Genomic DNA, 22,014 nt, shown 5'->3' on the forward strand with positions numbered 1-22,014 from the left:
CTCGTCACGGGCACGGTTGTCTTCGCGCAGCCACCCGCCGCCCACGGCGGAAGGCTCAACTCCGTTTATATCGGCGGGTGTTGAGCCTTCCCCGAATGGGTTAACGGTAGTGCTCGATTGCGGGAAGTCACCTCGGACGAGTGGTTGCCCGTCATCCCTGGTGGCCGGAGCGCAGCCGTGTGTCACTCTTTCCCGGTGTTGGGGTCTGAGTGTGCAACCGGGGGCGTTCCGCGATGAGTGTTGACGGTCGGGACGAGCCGTCCACCGGCTTCGGAGAACAGGTGCCGCCCCAGGGTGGGCCCGACGCCCCGGCTCCGGACGGCGCGGCCGGTGCAGTCGGTGCGGCCAGTGCGGCCGGCCCCGGTGTGCCCCCGCAGCGCGAGGGCGGTGCGGGCGCCGCGGTGCCCGGTGGCGGGGAGGCGGTGCCGTCCGACGCCGACCTGATCGCGCGGATGCGGGCGGGCGACGACTCGGCGTACGGAGAGCTGTACCGCAGGCACGCCGAAGCCGTCCGTCGCTACGCCGGGACCTGCTGCCGCGACGCCCACACCGCCGACGACCTCACCGCCGAGGTCTTCGCCCGCATGCTCCAGGCCGTACGCGGCGGCAGCGGCCCCGAGTACGCGGTCCGCGCCTATCTGCTGACCACGATCAGGCGCGTCGCCGCGGGGTGGACGAAGTCGGCAAAGCGGGAGCAGCTGGTCGACGACTTCGCGGTGTTCGCCGCGCAGGCCGCACGCGGCTCCGAGGTCTGTGACGACGACACGCTAGACCTGGGCGCGGACGTCCGCGCGATGCACGAGGCCGAGCAGTCGATGGCCATGCAGGCGTTCCGGAGCCTGCCGGAGCGCTGGCAGGCCGTGCTGTGGCACACGGAGATCGAGGACGAGTCCCCGAGCGAAGTGGCCACGCTCTTCGGCCTCGACGCGAACGGCACGCGCGTGCTCGCGAGCCGCGCCCGCGAGGGCCTCAAACAGGCCTACCTCCAGGCGCACGTGAGCGCCACGCTCACCGAGAGCGAGGAGTGCGCGCGCTACGCCGACCGCCTCGGCGCCTACGCCCGCGGCGGCCTGCGCACCCGCGCCGAGCGGGGCCTGCGCAAGCACTTGGAGGAGTGCGCCAAGTGCCGTCTCGCCGCGGGCCAGATCAAGGAAGTCGCCAACGGCATCCCCGCGGTCGTACCGATCGCCGTCATCGGCTGGTTCGGCGCCGCCGGGTACGCGAAGGTGGCCGCGCTCGTCGGTTGCGGCACCGTGAGCGCGGGCGCCGCGGGGGCCGCGGGCACGGCGGCCACGGGCGGGGCCTCCGGAGGGTCGGCCGCGGGCGGGGCAGCCGCCTCCGAAGGGCTCGGCGCCCCCGCGAAGGCCGGCATCGCGGCGAGCGTCGTCGTGGCGGCCGGGGTCGCCGCGGCGATCGCCCTCACCGGTGGCGACGGCAAGCCCAAGGAGGACCGGCCGCCGAAGGCCAAGGAGCCCGCGGTCTCCGAGTCGATCGTGCCGCGGAAGCCGCCGCCCCCGAAACCCGAGCCCACCCCTCCGCCGCCCGTCGCGAAGCCGAGCCCCAAGCCGCCCTCGCCCCCCGCGCCGAAGCCTCCCGCCAAGGAGAAGCCCAAGCCGAAGCCACCCCCGCCCGCCCCGGAACCCGAGCCCACCCCGCCCAAGCCGACCCCGAAGCCACCGCCCCCGCCCCCACCGCCACCGCCCCCGCCACCGGCCCCGGTGGTCTACCACTGGAGCGAGTTGCAGTACGGCACGGTCGGCGACGGCACCAAGCCCGAGATGCGGCTCGGCGAGAGCAGCTGGGTGTGGCAGCGCCAGGGCCTGAAGATCGCCGACAGGCGGTACGCGCACGGCGTGACCGTGCACGGCAAGTCCTCCGTGACGATCGATCTGAACCGCAGCTGCACGACGTATGACGCGCTCGTCGGCGTCGACGACATGACGATGGGGCTCGGCACGGTGCGCTTCTCCGTGTACGCGGACGGGGCGCGGCTGTGGCGGTCACCGCTGATGAAGGGCGGCGACCCGGCGCTGCCGGTGCAGGTGAACCTCACGGGCCGCAAGACGATCCGGCTCGTGGTCGAACCGCATACGCCCTTCTCCTCGGCGGCGCTCGCGGACTGGGCGCAGTCGCGGATGCGCTGCCTCTAGGGGCGGGACGGGCCCTAGGGCGTTTCCGGCGGGGTCTGGTCGGCCGGAGGGCCAGCCAGGGGCTCGGTCAGCTCTGTGAGCAGTTCGTCCGCCGTGAGGGTGCTGCCCGCGGTGTGCGCCGTCTCGTACTGCGTGGCGGTGAGGGCGCTCCTGGCGGCGGCCGCGACCCGGTCGGTGGCGGTCACCTCGGGGCGGGGGCGCGGATGGCCGCCCCGCAGCCGCGTGCCCGCCGCCAGCAGGCGCACCGCGCGCGCGTGGTCGCCGAGATCGCTCAGGAACACGGCGCCGGTGTCCACCACCGACGCGACGATCACCTCGGAGCACCGCTCGTCCACGGCCTCGCGCAGCGCCTCGACCAGCTCGGGCAGGGCCGCCGCCGGGCCCGACTCGGCGGCGGTGACCCGGGCCTCGGTAATGCGCGCGGCCACGTTGAACTGCGGTGGCGGTGTGCCGTACGTCGACTCGCCGCGGGCGGCCGTGCACATCCTGCGGGCCGTGGCCGGATCACCGTCCTCCAGCGCCATCAGCGCGCGCAGCAGCCGTACGTACGCCCTTGAGTCGGTGACGCCGTAACGGTCAGCCTCGGTGCTCGCCTCGTCGAGGGTTTTCACCGCCGCCTCCCGGTCGCCCTCGCGGTAGGAGATCTCGGCGAGCCGCGCCATGAGGAACGGCGTCTCCGCGTACGCCCCCACCTCGTAGGCGAGGCGGAGCCCTTCCTCGTAGGCGGCGCGGGCCTCCTCGTGGCGGCTGCGGGCCATCGCGGCCTCGCCCGCGGCGCTGCTCACCTGGGCCCGCATCCACCGGTCGCCGACGCGTCCGCTCAGTGCGCGCAGCTCGGCCAGGTCCTCGTCGACGCCCGAGAGGTTGCCGTTCATGTCGATGGCCATGTGCGCGCGGAACATGAGGATGATGCACAGCTCCCAGTCCCCGCCGTACCGACGGCAGTTCTCCACCGTCTGGTCCACGGCGGGGCGGGTGTGGTCGACCGTGCCTCCGGTGAAGAAGATCGTGAACGGCCAGATCAGCCCGGGGAAGCGGGCGGCTTCGGGGCCGGGCCGCGCGAAGACGGCACGCACCCGCTCGACGTACTGGTTCTCGGTCCAGCCCTCCTGGGCCGGTGTCGCGTCCGCGGGCCGGGTCTCCGTCACCAGGAAGAGGTGCAGCAGCCGCAGCTCCATCCACGGCCAGTAGAGCGGGTCGTCCTCGTCGGGCAGGTCCCAGGGGCCTCGCGAGGCGGAGACCGGGGCCAGTCCAAGGACGCGGCTCATCCACTCGCAGCCCTCGCGGCGGAAGTTGCGCAGCCACCAGAACCAGCCGGTGTGCACGGCCAGGGCGATCGCCGTCGGCGTGTCACGGGTCTCGATGGAGTGCTGGAGGGCCGCCCGGATGTTGTCCAGCTCCGTCTCCAGGCGTCTGATCCACGGCAGCTGCTCGGCGGTGCGGAGCAGGGGCTCGGCCCGCTCGACCAGCGCGCGGAAGTACGCGCTGTGGCGCCGGGCCGCGGCGGCGAGCAGGCCGGGGGTCTCGGCGGCGCGCTCGGCGGCGTACTCGTGGATGGTCTCCAGGAGGCGGTAGCGCATGCCGCCGTCCTCGGGTCCGGCGCACGGGACGGCCACGATCAGGGACTTGTCGACCAGGGCGCCGATCAGTTCCGTGGCGGGGCCGGTGCAGATCGCCTCGGCGGCGGGCAGGTCCCAGGTGCCCGCGAAGACGGAGACCTCGCGCAGCACGGTCCGCTCGGCCTCGCCGAGCAGGTCCCAGGACCAGTCGACGACGGCGCGCAGGGTCTGCTGGCGGGGCAGGGCCGTGCGGCTGCCGCTGGTCAGGAGGCGGAAGCGGTCGTCGAGCCGGTCGGCGATCTGGCGCGGGGCGAGCAACCGCAGGCGGGCGGCGGCCAGTTCGATGGCGAGCGGCAGGCCGTCCAGGCGGCGGCAGATCTCGGCGACGGCCCCGGCGTCCTCCTCCGGGTCGAAGCCGGGCCGCACCGCGGTGGCCCGCTCGGCGAACAGGCGGTACGCCGGGTCGGGCGGCAGCGGCTCCACGGGGCGCACGGACTCGCCCGGCACGCCCAGGGGCTCGCGGCTGGTGGCGAGGATCGTGAGACCGGGGCTGTGTGTGAGGAGCGTTTCGGCGAGCGCGGCGGCGGCATCGATCACATGTTCGCAATTATCAAGGATCAGGAGCAGTTCGCGCGGGGCGCAGTACTCGACGAGCAGGGCGAGCGGGTCGTCCTGCGGGGCGGTCAGTTCGCTGGTCATCAGCACGGTCTCGCGCAGACCGAGCGCGCTGACGACAGCGCCTGGCACCGCCTCGGGGTGGTCGAGCGGGGCCAGCTCGGCCAGCCATGCCCGCGGATGCCCGGCGGCGGCTTCCTCGGCGAGGCGGGTCTTTCCGGAGCCGCCCGGTCCGGTGAGGGTGACGAGGCGGGCCCTGTGCAGATCCGAACGGATGGCGGCCAGCTCGGGTTCCCGCCCGACGAAAGAGGTCAAACGGTTACGGATGTTCCCCTTCCGCTCGGGCTGCCGCTCCTGCGGTTCGGTGGACTGCCGGTCAGGCTGCTGCTCGGGCTTCTGCTCAGGCCGCCGCTCGGGCTTCTGCTCAGGCCGCCGCTCGGAGTGAAGCGGGCGCGACGAGACCCCGCCCGGGCGTGGCGCCGCTTCGGCGGGCCCGAGCAACTCCTCGTGCAGGGCGCGCAGTTCCGGCCCCGGATCGGCGCCGAGCCCCTCCGCGAGGGCGCGGCGCGCGTCCTCGTAGGCGGCGAGGGCGTCGGCGCCGCGTCCGGCGTCGCGCAGGGCGCGGATCAGGAGGGCGCGCGCTGTCTCGTCGTACGGCTGTCCGACGATCAGTTCCCGCAGTTCCGGTACGACATCGGGGGCGCGGCCCAGCAGCAGGTCGGCCTCGATCCGCGCGCGGAGCACCTCGGCGCGCTGGGCCTCGGGGCGCGCGGCGGCGGCCCGGTCGGGCAGGTCGGCGAGGGCGGGGCCGCGCCACAGGGCGAGGGCGTCGCGCAGGGCGCGGGCGGCGGGAGCCGGATCGCCGTGGTCCAGTGCCGCCCTGCCCTCCCTCGCGAGGCGTTCGAAGCGGTGCAGGTCGACGTCGTCCGGGGCGACGGCGAGGCGGTAGCCCCCGGGGGCCGAGGCGACGGCCTCCTTGCCGAGGACGCGGCGCAGTCGGCCGACGAGGGCCTGGAGGGCGGCCGGGGCGTCGGTCGGCGGGTCGTCGGCCCAGACCTCGTCGATGAGGGCGCCGACGGTGACCGTGCGGTTGGCGTGCAGCGCCAGGGCGGCGAGCAGGGCGCGCAGCCGCTGGCCCCCTACAGGCAGAGGGGCGCCTTGTTCGTCGTACGCCTCGGTGGCGCCCAGGATTCCGTACCGCACCGGGTCATTCTCCCTGGCGCGAACCCGCGAAGCGCGCCCTTTACGGGCGAGGGCCCTGTCAGGCCCGAACAGCCGGGACTGGCCAGGACTGGTCGCGCCTGGTCGGAACCGCTCGGGACTAGCGCCCCGCTCCCAGTGCGCCCCTCTCGGGAACCACGCTCCCCGTAGGGACGGCCCGTTGCCGTGCCGGGGTGCCCGTCCAGCACGTCCCTCTGCGCGACAGCAGTCTGCGCAGCCACACTTCCGTGGAGACCAGGTCGGCCAGGCCGTCCAGCGGGAGCGGCTCCCCCTCGGCGGCCTGGCGCAGCGCCTTGCGGACCACGCGCGCCTCGACGAGGCCCGCCTGGGCGAGCAGCGGGGTGTCGAAGAGGGCGACCAGCTGCTCCACCGCCACACGCAGACCGGTGCGGGCGGCCGCCGCGTCCGACGCGTGGGAGGGGGCGCCCCAGCCGGGCGGCAGATCGGCGACCCCCGCGCCCTCCAGAACGGTGCGCAGGATCGCCGCCCGCGCCCCCGGCTGGACGCGCAGCGCTTCGGGAAGCGCCCGGCACGCGCGGACGACCTGGTTGTCCAGGAAGGGCGCGTGCAGGCGCTGGAAGCGGACCTCGGCGGCCTGCTCCAGGATGCGGAGGTCCGCGGCGTGCCGGGCGAGGGCCATCCGCGCGCGGAACTCGCCGGGGCGCTGGCCGGGGCCGCCGGGGCGCGTCGTCAGGTCGTTCAGCCGAACCGATACTTCAGCGAGCGCCTCACCGGTCAGCCAGCGCGCGGCCGGGCCGGGTCTGGCCCACGCGAGGGCGGCGAGCGACGCCCCCACGGCTCCGCCCGGTTCGTCGAAGCGGCGGTGCAGCAGCCGCTCGGCGAGCGATTCGACTCCGGCGCGGTGCGACATGCGGGCCAGCTTGCGGGCGGCGCCGTACACGCGCGCGGGGACCATCACCGAGCCGTCGGCCTTCGCCAGCGCGGCCACCGGACGCACCAGATGGCGGCGCTTGCGGTCCATCAGGAGGTCGGCGAGCCGGGCCGGGTGGGCGTCGAGCACCTGCCGCGCCCCGTGGCCCGTGAAGTGGTCGGCGCTGCCCGAGGAGAGCCGGGCGCGGTGGCGCTGGGCGGTCACCAGGGTGCTGCTCGGCTCGTCGGTCAGGGGCCCTTCCAGGTCGGCGTAGGGCAGGGCGTCCTCGCCCCCGGCGACGACCACGTGGTGCAGGCGCGGGTTGGCGGCGATGGCGCCGGCCCGTTCCAGCTCCGCCTCGCGGCCGTTGACGGCGAGGTCGTTGAAGGTGACGGCGAGCAGGCGCTCCCCCGCGCCCGTGCCGTGGCCGAGGACCGTGCCGGGCATGCCGGGCAGACCGGCCGCGAGCAGAGCGAGGGTTCCCGACGCGGGCCCTCCGGAGAGGTCCGCTCCGATGCCGGGCACCGGCATGCCGCGTGCCGCGCGCCGCTCGGCGGGCCCCATGCCGGGCACCGGGCCCGGGTCGATGTCGGTGCCGGAGACGCCGGGAACATGGCGCGGGGCGGTGAGGCGGGCGCGTACCGCCTCCACGAGCGCGTCACGGACGCCGTCCACCGCGCTCGCCGCGTCGGCGGAGGGCGCGGCGACGGCGAGCGAGGCGACCGGTTCGTACCCGGCGATCTCCCGTGCGCCCGCGCGCAGGATCAGCGCATGCCCCGGGGGCACGCGCCGCACGCCCTGGTAGGGCGTGGAGTCGTGCAGCGCCTCGGGGACGTCGGGGGCGGCGAGCAGCGCCGCGAGGTGGCCGATGTCCAGGTGGGCCTCGATGAGGTCGGCCAGCGGCAGCGCGGCGGTCGCGTAGGCCGTACCGCCCGCCCAAGGAGTGTGGAAGACGGGGCGCGCGCCCGCGAGGTCACCGGCGATCATGACACGGCGGCCGACCTGGACGACCGCCGTGTAACTGCCGGACCAGGCGGTGAGATGGCGCAGCGCGCCGCCGCGCGCGGCGAACAGGCCCACCCGCAGCTGCTCGTCGGAGGCCCCGCAGGTGCCGAGCACCGCGATGCGCGTCTGCTCGTCGACCTTCACCGTCCGCACCTCGTCGGGCCGCCAGTCGCCGACCGCCCAGAGCGGATCGGGGTCGCCCCACAGGAGTTGGGAGCCCACGGGGTGCACGGATTCGCCGTCGTCGCCGGTGGCCCCGGCCGAGCCCACCGCCGAGGGCCGCGCGGCGGTACTGCTCCACCCCACCAACCACCGCATCACTGCCTCCACAGGCTGTGGACGACCGTCGGCGAGGCGCCGAGAGGCACGGCCGACCAGTGCACCGAAGGACTGGGGTCCCATGCTGCCACGAAGGAGGCGCACGGGAGGGGCCGCGGGGCCGCTTGTGCGGCGGTACGTCCACCCGCGGGGGTGGTGAATCCACCCCAGGAGGGCGGTAGTTGAAGGGCGGAGGATGCCCCTCTCCTTGTGCGCGTTTCGAACGGGCCCTTGCACACGCGCCGACCGCGTCTCCTTGCCCACGTGCCGACCGCGTCCTGCACACGTTTCGAGCGAGTCGGGGCACGCGCGTGGCGCCCGGCTCGCGAATGGGCGGAATGCCCGTTCCTTCGCATGGGTTGTTTTCGGCCAAATCGGCCTGGGATGAGCCCAGGGTGTATCCGTTCGACGGCAACACACAGCCCGGGAGGCGGTGTTCGCCTCCCGGACCGGTCCGCCGCCCGCGGGGATGGAGGCGGCGGTGTCCCCCAGCCCACTGACTCCAGCGCAGCGGGCCGACCCACGCACCCTCAAGGGAAGCGGCCGCGCCATGGCCGCAGAAGAGCGCACACACGGGCGCACGGCCACACGCCGGGAGCACGCTCGGGGGTCCGCCGTACTTCCGTACGGACAACAATCTCGCCATACGGAACTAGGCCTCTTAACGCTTGGGATGCGGCGAACTACGCTGTGTGTGCTGATGTTTTCGCGGAGGCATATACCTGGAGGATCGGCCAAACGCTCTTGCGGCCGCTAATCCGGCCACGCCGTCCGGGGGAACGCAGCACGAATGCCGTGCGGTCCAGGACCGCCCGGCAGCCGTCTGTGTCGAGGGGTGGCGCATGTCCAGGGAGCAACGCGGGCCGAACGAAAAACTCGGCACCGTTCTCGCCCTCGCGGGAATCAGCAACGCGGGACTCGCACGCCGGGTCAACGACCTCGGCGCACAACGCGGGTTGACGCTTCGGTACGACAAGACATCGGTGGCCCGCTGGGTCTCCAAGGGCATGGTGCCCCAGGGCGCCGCGCCCCACCTGATCGCGGCGGCCATCGGCCAGAAGCTCGGCCGCCCGGTGCCGCTGCACGAGATCGGCCTCGCGGACGCCGACCCGGCGCCGGAGGTCGGCCTCGCCTTCCCCCGTGACGTGGGGGCGGCCGTGAAGTCCGCCACCGAGCTGTACCGCCTCGATCTGGCGGGCCGGCGCGCGGGCGGCGGCATCTGGCAGTCCCTCGCGGGCTCCTTCGCGGTCAGCGCGTACGCGACACCCGCCTCGCGCTGGCTGATAACCCCGGCCGACAGCTCCGTGGCCCGCGACGCCTCGCACGACGTGCCGCGCGACGTGGCGCACCCCGACGACGGCGGCGCGCCGATGAAGGTCGGCCACAGCGACGTCCTGAAGCTGCGGGAGGCCGCGGAGGACGCGCGGCGCTGGGACTCCAAGTACGGCGGCGGCGACTGGCGCTCCTCCATGGTCCCGGAGTGCCTGCGGGTCGAGGCGGCGCCGCTGCTGCTCGGCTCCTACTCCGACGAGGTGGGCCGCGCCCTGTTCGGGGCCTCCGCCGAGCTGACCCGGCTCGCCGGGTGGATGGCCTTCGACACCGGCCAGCAGGAGGCCGCCCAGCGCTACTACATCCAGGCGCTGCGGCTCGCCCGCGCGGCCGCCGACGTGCCCTTAGGGGGGTACGTCCTCGCCTCCATGTCCCTCCAGGCGACCTACCGCGGCTTCGGGGACGAGGGCGTCGACCTCGCGCAGGCCGCCCTGGAGCGCAACCGCGGGCTCGCCACGGCCCGCACCATGAGCTTCTTCCGCCTCGTCGAGGCGCGGGCACACGCGCGTGCCCATGACGCGCAGGCCGCGGGGGCGGCGCTGCGGGCCGCGGAGGGCTGGCTTGAGCGGGCCCGCGACGGCGACAACGACCCCTCCTGGCTCGGCTTCTACTCCTACGACCGCTTCGCCGCGGACGCCGCCGAGTGCTACCGCGACCTCAAGGCGCCCCGCCAGGTGCGGCGCTTCACGGAACAGGCGCTGTCCCGCCCCACCGAGGAGTTCGTGCGCTCGCACGGTCTGCGCCTGGTCGTCTCGGCCGTCGCCGAGCTGGAGTCCGGCAACCTCGACGCGGCGTGCGAGCAGGGCACGCGGGCGCTGGAGGTCGCCGGGCGCATCTCGTCCGCGAGGACCACGGAGTACGTGCGGGATCTCCTGCACCGCCTGGAGCCGTACGGGGACGAGCCCCGGGTGGTGGAGCTGCGAGAGCGGGCCCGGCCGCTGCTGATGGCTCCCGCGTAGCGCTCAATCACACACCCACCCTGAGTTTGAAGGCGTTGTCAGTGGCGCAGGGCAGTATCTGTGGTGGGAGGTGAGGCGCGGTGAAGAAGGTCGCGTACGACTGCGACGTGCTGGTGATCGGCGGCGGCATCGTCGGTCTCGCGACGGCGTACGCCCTCACGCGCGCCGCGCCCGGCACCAGCGTCACGGTCCTGGAGAAGGAGTCCGGCCCCGCCCGCCACCAGACGGGCCGCAACAGCGGCGTGATCCACAGCGGGATCTACTACCCACCGGGCTCCCTGAAGGCGAGGTTCGCGGTCCGCGGCGCCGCCGAGATGATCAAGTTCTGCGCGGAGTACGGCATCGCGCACGAGGTCACCGGCAAGCTGATCGTCGCCACGGAGCGGGCCGAGCTGCCGCGCCTGCACGCCCTGGTCCAGCGCGGCAGGGAGAACGGCATTCCGGTGCGCGAGCTGGGCCCCGCCCAGATCGCCGAGTACGAACCGGAGGTCCGCGGTCTTGCCGCCATCCACGTCGGGACGACCGGCGTCTGCGACTACGGCGCGGTGGCGGAGCAGCTGGCGGCGGCCTCGGGCGCCGAGATCCGTTACGGCGCGGGAGGGCACGTCGTCCGCGTGGACCGCCGCCCCTTGCTCGGTGTCGCCGTCCGGACCGCCGACGGCGCGGTGGTGCGCGGCAAGGTCCTGGTGAACTGCGCGGGGCTGCACTGCGACGAGGTCGCGCGGCTCACGGGCGACGACCCGGGCATGCGGATCGTCCCCTTCCGGGGGGAGTACTTCGAGCTGGCCCGCCCCGAGCTGGTGCGCGGCCTCGTCTATCCCGTGCCGGACCCGGCCTTCCCCTTCCTCGGCGTCCACCTCACCCGGGGCATCGACGGCGGCGTCCACGTGGGGCCGAACGCGGTCCCGGCCCTGGCCCGCGAGGGGTATGACTGGTCGGTCGTCCGGCCCCGCGAGCTGGCCGGCACGCTGGGCTGGCCAGGGTCGTGGCGCATAGCCCGCCGCCACTGGCGTTACGGGGCGGGTGAGCTGCGCCGCTCCGCCTCCAAGGCGGCGTTCACCGAAGCGGTGCGGAGGCTGTTGCCCGGGGTGACGGCGGAGGATCTGGTGCCCGCCCCTGCCGGGGTGCGGGCGCAGGCCGTCCTGCGGGACGGCACGCTCGTCGATGACTTCCTGATACGGGAGGGGGCACGGGCGGTCCACGTGCTGAACGCGCCCTCGCCCGCGGCGACGGCTTCTCTCCCTATCGGTAGGGAGGTCGCTCTTCGGGCTCTGGAGGCGCTGCGGGTCGGGGTCGGCTGAGCGCGGTTCGCCGCGGGCTCGATGTGGCTGGGCGCGCCGTTCCCCGCGCCCCTTACGGGGCGCCAGCCCCATGCCCTCTAAGGGGCGCCGGCCGCACTGGCTTCCTGGACGTAAAATTGGCGCACTGTGTCTGAGTCTTCCCATACCCCCGAAGCACCCGGCGTCTCCGAAGACGTACCGGTGCGGTTCGGGCGGCCGCAGGCTGCCCCTCGGTTTCCCGGCGGTCCCTCGCCCGACCCCGCGGGGTCGCACCACGAGCGGCGGATCCGTAGCTTCCAGCCGCGGCGCAGCCGGGTGACCACCAGCCAGGGTGATGCCCTGCGGCGGCTCTGGCCCAAGTGGGGGCTGGACATCGACGGGCTGCGCACGCTGGACCTCGCCGAGCTGTTCGGGGACGAGAAGGGGCCACGCCCCGACCTCCCCGTCGTCCTGGAGATCGGCTTCGGCATGGGCGAGGCCACCGCGCAGATGGCCGCCGCCGACCCGGACACCGGCATCCTCGCCGTCGACGTACACACCCCCGGCCAGGGCAATCTCCTCGGCCTCGCCGAGCGGCAGGGGCTGACGAACGTCCGCGTGGCCAACGGCGACGCGATCATCCTGCTCCGCGAGATGCTCCCGCCCGAGTCCCTCGACGGACTCCGCGTCTACTTCCCGGACCCCTGGCCCAAGGCCCGCCACCACAAGCGCCGCCTGATCCAGCCCGACTTCCTGACGCTGGCCGCGCCCTCGCTCAAGCCCGGCGCGCTCCTGCACTGCGCGACGGACTGGGAGCCGTACGCCGAACAGATGCTTGAGGTGCTCACCGCGCACCCCGACTTCGAGAACACCCGGCCCGACGGCGGCTACGCCCCGCGCCCCGCCTTCCGCCCCTTCACCCGCTTCGAGGGCCAGGGCCTCGACAAGGGCCACATCGTCCACGACCTGCTCTTCCGCCGCGTGGCCACCTCGCAGAACCCCGAGAACCCCGAGAACCCCGAAAACCCCGCCGGAACCGGCCCCCGGAACTGACACCCCGTCGCGGCCACCCGTATCCCTCGTTAGGGTCAACGACGTGGCCACCAGTCCTCCGTATCCGATACCCCCCGAGGCCCCCGCCCCGGGGGAGCTGCGCCGCGCCCACTGGTGGCAGCGCCGCGCGATACGCGCGGCCGGGCTCGTCACGCTGCTCGCCCTCTCCGGGCTTGTGATCCTCGCCCTGGTCAGGGAGCAGACCGGCACGGAGGGTTTCCTCGTCGGGCTCGGCCTCGCGACCGTCCCGGTGCCGTTGCTCGTCGCCGCGTTCCGCTGGCTGGACCGGGTGGCTCCCGGCCCATGGCGGAACCTCCTCTTCTCCTTCGCGTGGGGCGCCTGCGCGGCCGCGCTCATCGCGATCGTCGCTAACAGTTTCGCGATCCGCTGGATAGCCACCGCCACCGCCGACCCGTCGAGCGCCGACACCCTCGGCGCCACGGTCATCGCCCCGATCGTCGAGGAATCGGCCAAAGCGGCGGCCATACTGCTCGTCTTCCTCTTCCGCAGACGGGACTTCACCGGCCTCGTCGACGGGGTGGTGATCGCCGGGGTCACCGCGACCGGCTTCGCGTTCACCGAGAACATCCTCTACCTCGGCAACGCCTTCGTCACCGACCAGCTCAGCCGCGACAGCGGCCTCGCCTCCGTGACGGCCGCGACCTTCTTCGTACGCGTGGTCATGTCGCCGTTCGCGCACCCGCTCTTCACGGTCCTGACCGGCATCGGCTTCGGCCTCGCCGCGTTCGCCGCCGAGCGCCATCACCTGCGCCGCGTACTGCTCCCGCTCACCGGGCTGCTGCTCGCGATGGGCATGCACGCGCTGTGGAACGGCTCCGCGGTCTTCGGGCAGTACGGCTTCTTCACCGTGTACGCGCTGATCATGCTGCCCTCCTTCGGCCTGCTGACCTGGCTGGCGATCTGGACCCGGCAGCGCGAACTGCGCACGATCCGCGCCGAGCTGCCCGCGTACACGGCGGCGGGCTGGCTCACCCCGCCAGAGCCTTTCGCTCTCGGCTCGATGCGCGCCCGCGCGCTGGCCCGCGACTACGCCTCGTACACCTGGGGGAAGGCCGCGGCCCGCACGGTCGTGGAGTACGAGAGGTACGCGACGTCGCTCGCGTTCCTGCGCCACCGGGGGCGGAGCGGCCGGGCGGGCGCGGACTTCGTCGTACGCGAGCGGGAGCTGCTCGAAAGGCTCTGGGAGCGCCGCGAACCGGCCCGCCCCGCCCTGGCCTACGCGGCCCGCGCGACGGCCCCGGTCACCCCGGTCATGCTCCCCATGCCCTACGCCGGGTACGGGGCCGGGTACGGCTACCCCGGGCACCCCGGGCACCCCGGCCACCCCGCGCACCTCCAGGCCCCCTACCCCCAGGCCCCCTACGGCCCCGCCCCCTACGGGCAGCCGCAGCCCTACCCGGCGCACGGCCACCCGACGTACAACCCCTACCGCTCCTAGGCGGAAGCCGCCGTGAGCGACGCCAGCTCCGTCTCCGTCAGCTCCACGTCCGCCACCGCCAGCAGCGCCGGCAGCTGTTCGACCGTGCGCGCGGAGGCGATCGGCGCCGCCACGGTGGGCTGTGCCGCGAGCCAGGCGAGCGCCACGGTCGCGACCTGGATTTCACGCGCGGCCGCGATCTCGTCGAGAGCGGTCAGCACGCGGTCGCCGCGCTCGCTGCCCACGTACTCCTGGACCCGTCCGCTGCGCGCGCTCTCGACCTGGGCGCCGGGGCGGTACTTGCCGGTGAGGAAGCCGGACGCGAGCGCGAAGTAGGGGACGGCCGCGAGGCCGGAGCGGGAGGCGACCTCCTGGAGCGGGCCCTCGTAGGTGTCGCGGGAGACGAGGTTGTAGTGCGGCTGGAGCGCGACATAGCGCGCGAGGCCCTCGCGGTCGGAGAAGTCGAGGGACTCCTGAAGCCGCTCAGGCGTGATGTTCGAGGCGGCGATCGCGCGCACCTTGCCCGCCCTGACCAGCTCGTCGAGGGCTCCGATGATCTCCTCCACCGGCACCGACGGGTCGTCGTAGTGGGTGTAGTAGAGGTCGATGTAGTCGGTGTTCAGGCGGCGCAGGGACGCGTCGGCGCCGCTCTTGATGGTGTCGGCGGCGAGCCCCTTGTACTCGGGGAGGGCGCCGACCTTGGTGGCGACGACGACATCGGAGCGGTTGCCGCGCTCGGCCAGCCACTCGCCGATGAGGGTCTCGGACTCGCCGCCCTTGTTGCCGTCCACCCAGTGCGTGTAGGCGTCGGCGGTGTCGATGAAGTTGCCGCCCGCCGCGGTGTAGGCGTCGAGGACGGCGAAGGACGCGGTCCGGTCGGCGGTCCAACCGAAGACGTTGCCGCCGAGGGAGAGCGGGAAGACTTCGAGGTCGGACGAGCCAAGGGTACGAAGAGGAGTCATACGTTCCTCAACGACCTTTCCGGAAACCGAATTCCGGAGGCTTCCCCAAGGAAGCGTCAAGTCCGGGACTGCTCAGGGGCCACCCCAGAGACCGCCTCAGGGACCGCTCAGGGATTGAGGCCCTTGCTCCGCAGCCAGGCCAGCGGGTCGATGGCCGAGCCGCCCGAGGTGCGGACCTCCAGGTGCAGGTGCGGCCCGGTGACGTTGCCGGTCGCGCCCACGCGGCCGATGACATCGCCCGTGCTGACCTTCTGCCCGACGCTGACGTTGAGCGAGGACTGGTGGCAGTACCAGACCTCGGTGCCGTCCGGCAGTTCGAGCACCGTGCGGTAGCCGTACGCGCCCGCCCAGCCGGCCTCCTTGACGGTGCCGGTGTGCACGGCCTTGAGCGGGGTACCCGTCGGCGCGGCGAAGTCGAGACCGGTGTGCTGGCCGGAGGACCACATCGAGCCCGAGTCACCGAAGTGCGAGGTCAGGGTGTACGAGGAGGTGGGGATGGCGTAGCTCCGCGCGAGCTTGGCACGGCGCTCGGCAAGGGCCTTGGCCTTGCGGGCCTCCTCCGCCTTCTTCTTCTTGGCGGCGGCCTTGGCGTCGGCGTCGCGCTCGGCTTCCTTCTGCTGGGCGGCGGCCTCCTCGGCGGCCTTCTTGACGGCGGCCTCCTCGGCCGCGGTCCGCACCGCGTCGTCCGCCTGGTCCTGCTGGCTCTCGGCCTGCTGCATGATGCGGGCGCGCAGGGCCTCGCCCGCGTCGGAGGTGCCCTGGCCGGCGTCGGCGGCGGTCATGCCGGCGGTGGTGAGCGGGGCCGCGGCGGGGGCGGCGTCGGAGCCCGCGGCGCCCGACGCGTCGTCGGACATCAGGGAGCCCACGCCGGGAAGGGACGAGGCCTCCGGCAGCGAGTCCGAGACGGCGCCCAGGTCGGGCATGGATATGGAGACCGGCGGCTTGCCGTCCTGCGCTGTGGCTATGCCGCCCGCGCCGACGGCGGCGATGACGCCGACGCCCAGCACGGTGGAGCTGCGGGCGAGCCCGCCGCCCTTCTTGTGCACACGGTGCCTGCCGCGGACGGGACGAACGGACTCCTCGGTGGGATTCCATTCCTCCCAGGTCTGTTCGTCGTACCCACCGAACTCGTCGTCGTTCGGTACGTACAAGCCTTGGGGGGCAGGCCGGTTGGACGCCACTGGGGCGCGCTCCTTTCCTTCCTTCTCGCCTACCGGGTTAGCTGACGGGTTCGGAGCAGGAAGGTCTCCTACGAACATCTGGCACGGATGCCTGGATGCCCGATTCACCCCAAGTTAGTGGTTCCCCGGCTCCCTTGCGGGATTAGGCGTGTGCGCACGGAGCCGCCTCTAGTGACGGCTGGGACGACCGCGCTGCGTTATCGAACGTTAATAGACAGCGGGTCCGTATTCCAAGCTGTTCCGATTGATCGTTAACGCTCCCGGCCAGCACTTAACGGGACATGGCAGCCTGAAACGGGGCGAGTTGACCCCTCATCAGCCCCCGCTCACCCCTCATCAACCCTTACGAGTCCCCCCTCAGCCCCCACTCTCACCTCCTGCCCGCCCACCACCGGAACTTCACATTCCCTTGACGGGACGTCAATTAGGCCGCGCAGGAGCGCACTTCAGTCACGCACGGTGATCTCCGTGTCCCCGGTGGCCGGCCGCCGCACCGCGAGCAGCGCCATGTCGTCCGTCGCCGCGCCTTCGGTGTGCCGCCGCACCTCCTGCGCGAGCGCGGCGATCAGCGCGTGCGGCCCCTCGCGCCCCGGGAAGATCCGCCCGCCGAGCCGGGTCGCGGGGTCGTAGAACTCCCCCGCCGCGTCCCGCGCCTCCGAAAGCCCGTCCGTATAGAAGAGCAGCATCGCGCCCGGCGGGAACTCCGACTCGTCCGCCCGGTCCGGCCAGAACCCCAGCTCCCCCATGCCGAGCGGCAGCGCGGCCTCGCTCGCGGAGAGCACGCACAACCGCCCGTCGCCGCGCAGCAGCAGGGGCGCCGGATGGCCCCGGTTGACCAGGCGTACGAGACCTTCGCCGTGCGGGATCTCCGCGAGGACGGCGGTGGTGAACCCCTCGAAGGCGTCGAGCCCGTCCCGCCGGGTGCCCTCGCGCGCGAGCGCCCGCTCCAGGCGCTGCGCCACGGCCTCCAGGGTGGTCTCCTGCTCGGCGGCCTCCCGGAACGCGCCGATGACGACGGCGACCGCCGCGACCGCGCCCATGCCCTTCCCCCGCACATCGCCGAGGATGAGGCGTACGCCGTGCGGGGTGTCCTGTACGGCGTACAGATCGCCGCCGATGAACGCGTCGGCCTGCGCGGCCTCGTACCGCGCCGCGATGTCGAGCCCGCCGATCCGGGGGTCCGGCTGCGGCAGCACGGCGCGCTGGGTGGCCTCGGCGATGGAGCGGGCGGTGGCGAGGCGGGCGTTGCCGCGGCGGACGACGCGGTTGATGACGACCGCGAGGGCGGCGACGGTCCCCACGGTCACCAGTTCGGTGACGGCCTCGACATGGCTGGTGGTGGCATTGCCGTAGTGCAGGACGAGGACGCAGAGGGAGGACGCGGCGCCGGTGAGGGCGGTGTTCAGGAGCGAGTAGAAGGGCGCGGCGATCAGCGGGGCCGCGGTGAAGAGGGGGGCGGCGGTGAACTCGGCAGGGGTCGAGGCGTCGTACACGATGCCGACGACCAGGAGCAGGACGGGAAGGGCCCGGACGAAGGCGCGCTCGTGCGCGGTGGTCCCGCGGGTGCCGCCACCGCCGGTTCCTCCACCGCCGGTTCCTCCACGCTGCCCCACCGCTTGTCTCCCGCCGAGTCCGCGCCCATCACCGGGCTGCACTCAGGCTTCCCGGAGCGGGGGGCGGGGGCGACCTGGTGTGGGCCGAGCGGATGAAGCGCGGGGCGCGTGAAAACACCCAGGGCCGGAAGCGGTGAACGCTTCCGGCCCTGGGTATCAGTAGCGGGGACAGGATTTGAACCTGCGACCTCTGGGTTATGAGCCCAGCGAGCTACCGAGCTGCTCCACCCCGCGTCGGTAAACACAACTGTACGCCATCCGGAGGGGTGGTGCGAACCAATGCCCGAGGGCCCCGCTCAGCGGGGCCACCCGGGCCCGACGGGCGCCTAAGCCGCCGTGGTCAGCTCACCGCTGCGCGCCGCTCCGGCCTCGGCCTCCTGCCCGGCGGGCGCCTCGGCCTCCTGCGCGGCGGGCGTCTCGCGGTCCCTGATGAGGAGGACGGCGAGGGCGGCGGCGGCGAGGACGCCCGCGGCTCCGGCCCAGAAGCTGGCGGACATCGCCTCGGTGAAGGCCTCACGGGCCGCCGCGGCGAGCGCGCTGTCGCCGGTGGATGCGGCAAGGGCGAGCGCCTCGGAGACGGAGTGGCCCGCTCCGGCGGGGGCGGAGTCGGGCATCGACCCGGTGTAGGTGCGGGAGAGGACCGTGCCGAGTACGGCGACGCCGAGGGCCGCCCCGGCCTGCTGGACGGTGTCGTTGAGGGCGGAGCCGACCCCGGCGTGCTCGGCGGGCACCGCGCTCATCAGGGCGGAGGTCGCCGCGGGCATCGCAAGCCCGCCGCCGACGCCGATCAGGACCATGGCCGCGGCGAGCATCCAGAACTCGGCGTCCGAGGGCAGCGAGGCGAGCGCCCCGAACCCGGCGGCGATGACGGCGAGGCCGACGGCGGTCATGGGCCGGTTGCCGATCTTGTTGCCGAGCGTGGCGCCGACGCCGTTGAAGAGCAGCGTGGCGACGGCCATCGGGGCGAAGGCGAGGCCGGTCTCGGCGGGCGAGTAGCCGAGCACGAACTGGAGGTACTGGGTCAGCACCAGCATCAGCCCGCCGTTGGCGAAGGTCAGCAGGACGAGGGAGAAGCTGGCGCCGCTGAAGACACGGTCGCGGAAGAGGCCGAGCGGCACCATCGGCGAGTCGCAGCGGACCTCCCAGATACCGAAGGCGGCCAGGGCGATGACGGCGACGCCGAGGGAGAGCTGCGTACCCATGTCGCCGAGCCCGGCCTTGGCGGACTCGATGATCGTCCACACCAGCGCGGTCATGCCGACCATCGAGAGGACCATGCCGAGCGGATCGGCCTTGCGGGCGGGGCCCTTGGACTCGGGCATCAGGACGAGGGCGGCGACGATGGCGAGCAGGGCGATCGGGACGTTCATCAGGAAGACGGCACCCCACCAGAAGTGGGCGATCAGCACGCCGCCGAGCACGGGCCCGCCGACCAGGCCGACCACGGCCACCGCGCTCCAGGCACTGATCGCCTTGCGCCGCTCCTCGTCGTCGAAGACGGTGATCAGGATCGAGAGCGTGCTCGGCATCACCAGGGCGCCACCGATCCCCATCAACACCCGCCCCGCGATGAGATGTTCGGGGTTCTGCGCGACGGTGGCCAGCAGGGACGCGGCCCCGAAGAGGGCGAGCCCCACGATCATCACCCGCCGCCGCCCGAACCGGTCGGAGAGGCTTCCCGCGGTGAGCAGCAGGCCCGCGAAGACCAGGATGTACGACTCGATGATCCACTGGATGTCCTGGGCGTCCGCGCCCAGATCGTCGGCGATCGGCGGGACCGAGACGGTCAGGACCATGTTGTCGACGACCAGGACCAGCGTGCTCAGGCAGAGCACGATCAGGATGAGCCAGCGGCGCGGATGACGGCGCTCTTCCATCGTGGGACCCCTCAAGACATAGGCGGCACACTCGCTGCGTACGGCGTGCTCTCGTTGCGAACACTGTACGCATGGCGCACACCGTACGCAAGAAGCGAACGCCATACGCATCACCGCGGCACCCCGCGCCGAACCCCGCGGCCGACCTCCGCCCCGCCCCCAGCCCTCGGCCGCCCCTCCCCTCCCTCGTCCTCCCCTACGAACGGGCGATTCCCTTCCCCCCGCTGGCCCACCGGCCGGGCCGCGCGAGGCCGCACGGGTGAAGCTCCAGAGGACCGACGCACGCCCTACGCACGTGGAGGCACCCCATGCCCACACCCATCCCCATCCCCACGCCCGCACCCGCGCCCTTCGGCAAACGCCGGTTCCTCGCCGCGGCGGCGCTCGCGGCGGTCACCCTCATCGGCGGCGCCACCTCGGCCGCGGCCGACCCCACGCCCAACGCCGGTGTGGGCACCACCGGCACCGGCACGGGTACGGACACGGGCACAGGTACGGACACAGACACCGGCGCCCACGCCAAGGGAACGGCCGTCGACTCCCCGGGCATCGGCACGGGCAACCTCGTCCAGGTCCCGGTGCAGGCCCAGGTCAACGTCTGCGGCAACAGCATCTCGGTCGCCGGCGTACTGAACCCCGCGCGGGACAACGTCTGCGAACCGAATTGACCGGACGCCCCCGCCTGGGCCCCTACCGGGTGAGGCGGTAACGCAGCAGGCGCGACTCGGCGTCCGAAGGGGACACCCCGAGCGCCCGCCCGAGCACCTCGCCCGAGAGGTCGTCGGCCTCCGCGTAGGCGGCGGCGCCGGCGGCGATCCGCTTGGTCGTGCTCTCCAGCGCGGCCACGGCCTTGAGGGCGGCGAGCGGCGCGTCTTCGGCAAGGCGCGTCAGCTGCGCGTCGAGCTGCTCCAGGAGCGCGGCCACCGCGGCGGGCAGCGGGACGGTGCGGGCCTCCACATCGGCGATGTGCCGGTGCCAGTCGCCGAGGGGCTCGGCCGAGGGGAACGTGTCGGTGAAGATGTCGACGTCCTCCCACTCGATGACGTACTCCCCCTCCCCGCGCCACCCACACGAACAGGCGGCGCGCGCCCGCGCGGCCCGCGGCCGGTTCAGACTGCCGTTGTAGGCCCACCACTCACGGGTCTTGTGGAAGGCGGACCCGCTCCCTGGATCCAGATACGCGGGCTCCGGCTCGGCCCCATCCTCGAGAACGGCCCCGACATACCCCTCGTGCGCGGCCCCGAACTGCTCCACGGTCCACATGGACGCCTCCTCGCGACGGTACGGAATCCCACCATGCCGAACTCCGCACCACCGGCGGACGAGAACCCGGAACCACTGGACAAAGTCCCGAAGGCGACTTCAACTGCCGGGCAGCAGACCGGGATCGACGCACAGCCCGCGCAGGCGCAGCAGTACGGCGCCGCGCGCGTGAGCGAAGGCCGCGTCCCGCTCGAGCAGCCGGGAGCGGGTGACCACCCCTTGGCCCAGCGCGTCCAGCTCGTACGCGAGCAGGCCGGGCGAGACGCCGGGGCGCAGCTCGCCCGCCCGGATCGCGTCCCGCACGAGGGAGGCCATCAGGCCCTCCCACTCCCGCAGTTGGGCGCGGAGCCGGTCCTGGACCGGGCCCGGACGGTCGTCGAACTCCGTCTGGGCGGTGACGAAGAAGCAGCCGCCCGGGAGGACTTCGTCGGCGTAGAAGGCCAGCCGGCGCTCGTGCAGCGCCCACAGGGCACGCACCCCGTCGCGGCCCTCCAGCGCGGGGCGCACCACACGCTCGGCCCACTGCTCGCGGGCCCGCTCGACCACCGCCAGCTGGAGGGTCTCCTTGTCGGGCCAGTGGGTGAAGAGGCCGGACTTGCTCACGCCCAGGCGACCGGCGAGGCGGGCCAGCGTCAGTCCGTCCAGACCGTCGGTGGAGGCCAGCTCGACGGCGGCGTCGAGCACCGCCGCCCTGGTGCGTTCGCCGCGCAGTCGGCGTCCGTCGGGCTGCCTGTCGGGGGCCTGCCGTCTCGTGACCGTCACACCGCACAGCGTAACAAAGAAAGTCCGACCGGTCGGTCGTATTGTTGAGGGAGCGGGGTGCCCCGTACCCCGCCGGTCGCCGGTACGGGACCGGTACGAGAAGGGAGCGAACGATGCCTGTCGTAGTCCCCGCTTACCACCTCGGCGTGGTCGTCACCGACCTGGACCGGGCCAGCGCCGAGCTGACCGAACTGCTCGGCGTCCGCTGGCTGCCGACCGTCCGCAGCGGAGAGCAGGTCACCGGTGACGGGCCCACCGGAGACGGCCCGATGATGACGTTCTCCACGCAGGGCCCGCCCTACCTCGAACTCCTGGAACTGGTCCCCGGCACCATCTGGTCCACGCCGGGGCTGCACCACGTCGGCTACTGGGCCGCGGGCGCCCGCGCGGAGTCCGCCCGCATGGCCGACGCGGGGTTCCCGCTCCAGGCGTCGGCGGTCGTCCTGTCCGGCGACACCGAACCGGGCGTCTTCTACCACCGCACGACCGACGGGCTGCTCCTCGAACTGATCGAGATGGGGTGGGGCGGGCCGGCCCTCGCGCACTACCTCGGCGGGGCGGCGGGCTAGACGGCCACGC

15 protein-coding genes, 1 tRNA gene and 1 riboswitch are annotated in these 22,014 nt (G+C 73.4%); of the genes, 7 read left to right on the forward strand and 9 right to left on the reverse strand.

Annotated features, from left to right (window positions below; genetic code table 11):
- Positions 1–233: 233 nt before the first annotated feature.
- A complete protein-coding gene (locus DMA15_RS17345; protein ID WP_125513726.1) occupies positions 234–2,150 on the forward strand; it encodes a sigma-70 family RNA polymerase sigma factor in 1,917 nt (638 codons plus the stop codon).
- Positions 2,151–2,164: 14 nt separating this feature from the next.
- On the opposite strand, the gene DMA15_RS17350 is transcribed toward DMA15_RS17345, so the two are convergent.
- Both DMA15_RS17350 and DMA15_RS17355 read right to left on the reverse strand, forming a co-directional pair.
- Complete coding sequence (locus DMA15_RS17350) at positions 2,165–5,527, reverse strand: BTAD domain-containing putative transcriptional regulator (protein ID WP_125513727.1); 3,363 nt, start codon at positions 5,525–5,527, stop codon at positions 2,165–2,167.
- A gap of 118 nt (positions 5,528–5,645) precedes the next feature.
- Positions 5,646–7,739 carry an asparagine synthase-related protein gene (locus DMA15_RS17355; protein WP_125513728.1) on the reverse strand — a complete coding sequence of 698 codons (2,094 nt, stop codon included), beginning with the start codon at positions 7,737–7,739 and terminating at the stop codon, positions 5,646–5,648.
- Positions 7,740–8,581: 842 nt separating this feature from the next.
- Between DMA15_RS17355 and DMA15_RS17360 the strand changes: the two genes are divergently transcribed.
- From DMA15_RS17360 to DMA15_RS17375, 4 genes are all read left to right on the forward strand, one after another.
- On the forward strand, positions 8,582–10,027 hold the full coding sequence (locus DMA15_RS17360) for an MFS transporter (RefSeq protein WP_125513729.1): 1,446 nt from the start codon (positions 8,582–8,584) through the stop codon (positions 10,025–10,027).
- A gap of 80 nt (positions 10,028–10,107) precedes the next feature.
- Positions 10,108–11,328: an L-2-hydroxyglutarate oxidase gene (gene lhgO, locus DMA15_RS17365; RefSeq protein ID WP_125513730.1), complete on the forward strand. Its 1,221-nt coding sequence runs from the start codon at positions 10,108–10,110 to the stop codon at positions 11,326–11,328.
- A 180-nt stretch (positions 11,329–11,508) separates the two neighbouring features.
- Positions 11,509–12,339 carry a tRNA (guanosine(46)-N7)-methyltransferase TrmB gene (gene trmB / locus DMA15_RS17370; RefSeq protein WP_240660225.1) on the forward strand — a complete coding sequence of 277 codons (831 nt, stop codon included), beginning with the start codon at positions 11,509–11,511 and terminating at the stop codon, positions 12,337–12,339.
- A 43-nt stretch (positions 12,340–12,382) separates the two neighbouring features.
- Positions 12,383–13,798, forward strand: coding sequence for a PrsW family intramembrane metalloprotease (locus DMA15_RS17375; RefSeq protein ID WP_125513732.1), 1,416 nt, complete (start codon positions 12,383–12,385; stop codon positions 13,796–13,798).
- On the opposite strand, the gene DMA15_RS17380 is transcribed toward DMA15_RS17375, so the two are convergent.
- From DMA15_RS17380 to DMA15_RS17400, 5 genes are all read right to left on the reverse strand, one after another.
- Entirely contained in the window at positions 13,795–14,739 is a 945-nt protein-coding gene (locus tag DMA15_RS17380) for an aldo/keto reductase (RefSeq protein WP_125513733.1), read from the reverse strand. The genes DMA15_RS17375 and DMA15_RS17380 overlap by 4 nt on opposite strands.
- Positions 14,740–14,846: 107 nt before the next feature.
- A complete protein-coding gene (locus DMA15_RS17385; protein ID WP_125513734.1) occupies positions 14,847–15,920 on the reverse strand; it encodes a M23 family metallopeptidase in 1,074 nt (357 codons plus the stop codon).
- 11 nt (positions 15,921–15,931) lie between these two features.
- Positions 15,932–16,079, reverse strand: a riboswitch (cyclic di-AMP (ydaO/yuaA leader).
- 287 nt (positions 16,080–16,366) lie between these two features.
- Positions 16,367–17,533, reverse strand: coding sequence for a PP2C family protein-serine/threonine phosphatase (locus tag DMA15_RS17390; protein WP_125513735.1), 1,167 nt, complete (start codon positions 17,531–17,533; stop codon positions 16,367–16,369).
- 160 nt (positions 17,534–17,693) lie between these two features.
- Positions 17,694–17,767, reverse strand: a tRNA-Met gene (locus tag DMA15_RS17395).
- Positions 17,768–17,859: 92 nt separating this feature from the next.
- Positions 17,860–19,410 carry an MFS transporter gene (locus DMA15_RS17400; protein ID WP_125513736.1) on the reverse strand — a complete coding sequence of 517 codons (1,551 nt, stop codon included), beginning with the start codon at positions 19,408–19,410 and terminating at the stop codon, positions 17,860–17,862.
- A 308-nt stretch (positions 19,411–19,718) separates the two neighbouring features.
- Here DMA15_RS17400 and DMA15_RS17405 point away from each other — a divergent pair, with 308 nt between their 5' ends.
- A complete protein-coding gene (locus DMA15_RS17405) occupies positions 19,719–20,078 on the forward strand; it encodes a chaplin (protein WP_206302757.1) in 360 nt (119 codons plus the stop codon).
- 22 nt (positions 20,079–20,100) lie between these two features.
- On the opposite strand, the gene DMA15_RS17410 is transcribed toward DMA15_RS17405, so the two are convergent.
- Positions 20,101–20,673, reverse strand: a complete 573-nt coding sequence (locus DMA15_RS17410) for a hypothetical protein (RefSeq protein WP_125513737.1) — start codon at positions 20,671–20,673, stop codon at positions 20,101–20,103.
- A gap of 99 nt (positions 20,674–20,772) precedes the next feature.
- The gene (locus DMA15_RS17415; protein ID WP_125513738.1) at positions 20,773–21,435 is read right to left on the reverse strand and encodes a TetR/AcrR family transcriptional regulator; all 663 of its coding nucleotides are present in this window, start codon (positions 21,433–21,435) and stop codon (positions 20,773–20,775) included.
- A gap of 113 nt (positions 21,436–21,548) precedes the next feature.
- Between DMA15_RS17415 and DMA15_RS17420 the strand changes: the two genes are divergently transcribed.
- Entirely contained in the window at positions 21,549–22,004 is a 456-nt protein-coding gene (locus DMA15_RS17420; RefSeq protein WP_125513739.1) for a VOC family protein, read from the forward strand.
- Positions 22,005–22,014: the final 10 nt, after the last annotated feature.

It is taken from the genome of Streptomyces sp. WAC 01529, assembly GCF_003945545.1.
In the GTDB taxonomy this organism is placed as follows: Bacteria; Actinomycetota; Actinomycetes; order Streptomycetales; family Streptomycetaceae; genus Streptomyces; species Streptomyces anatolicus.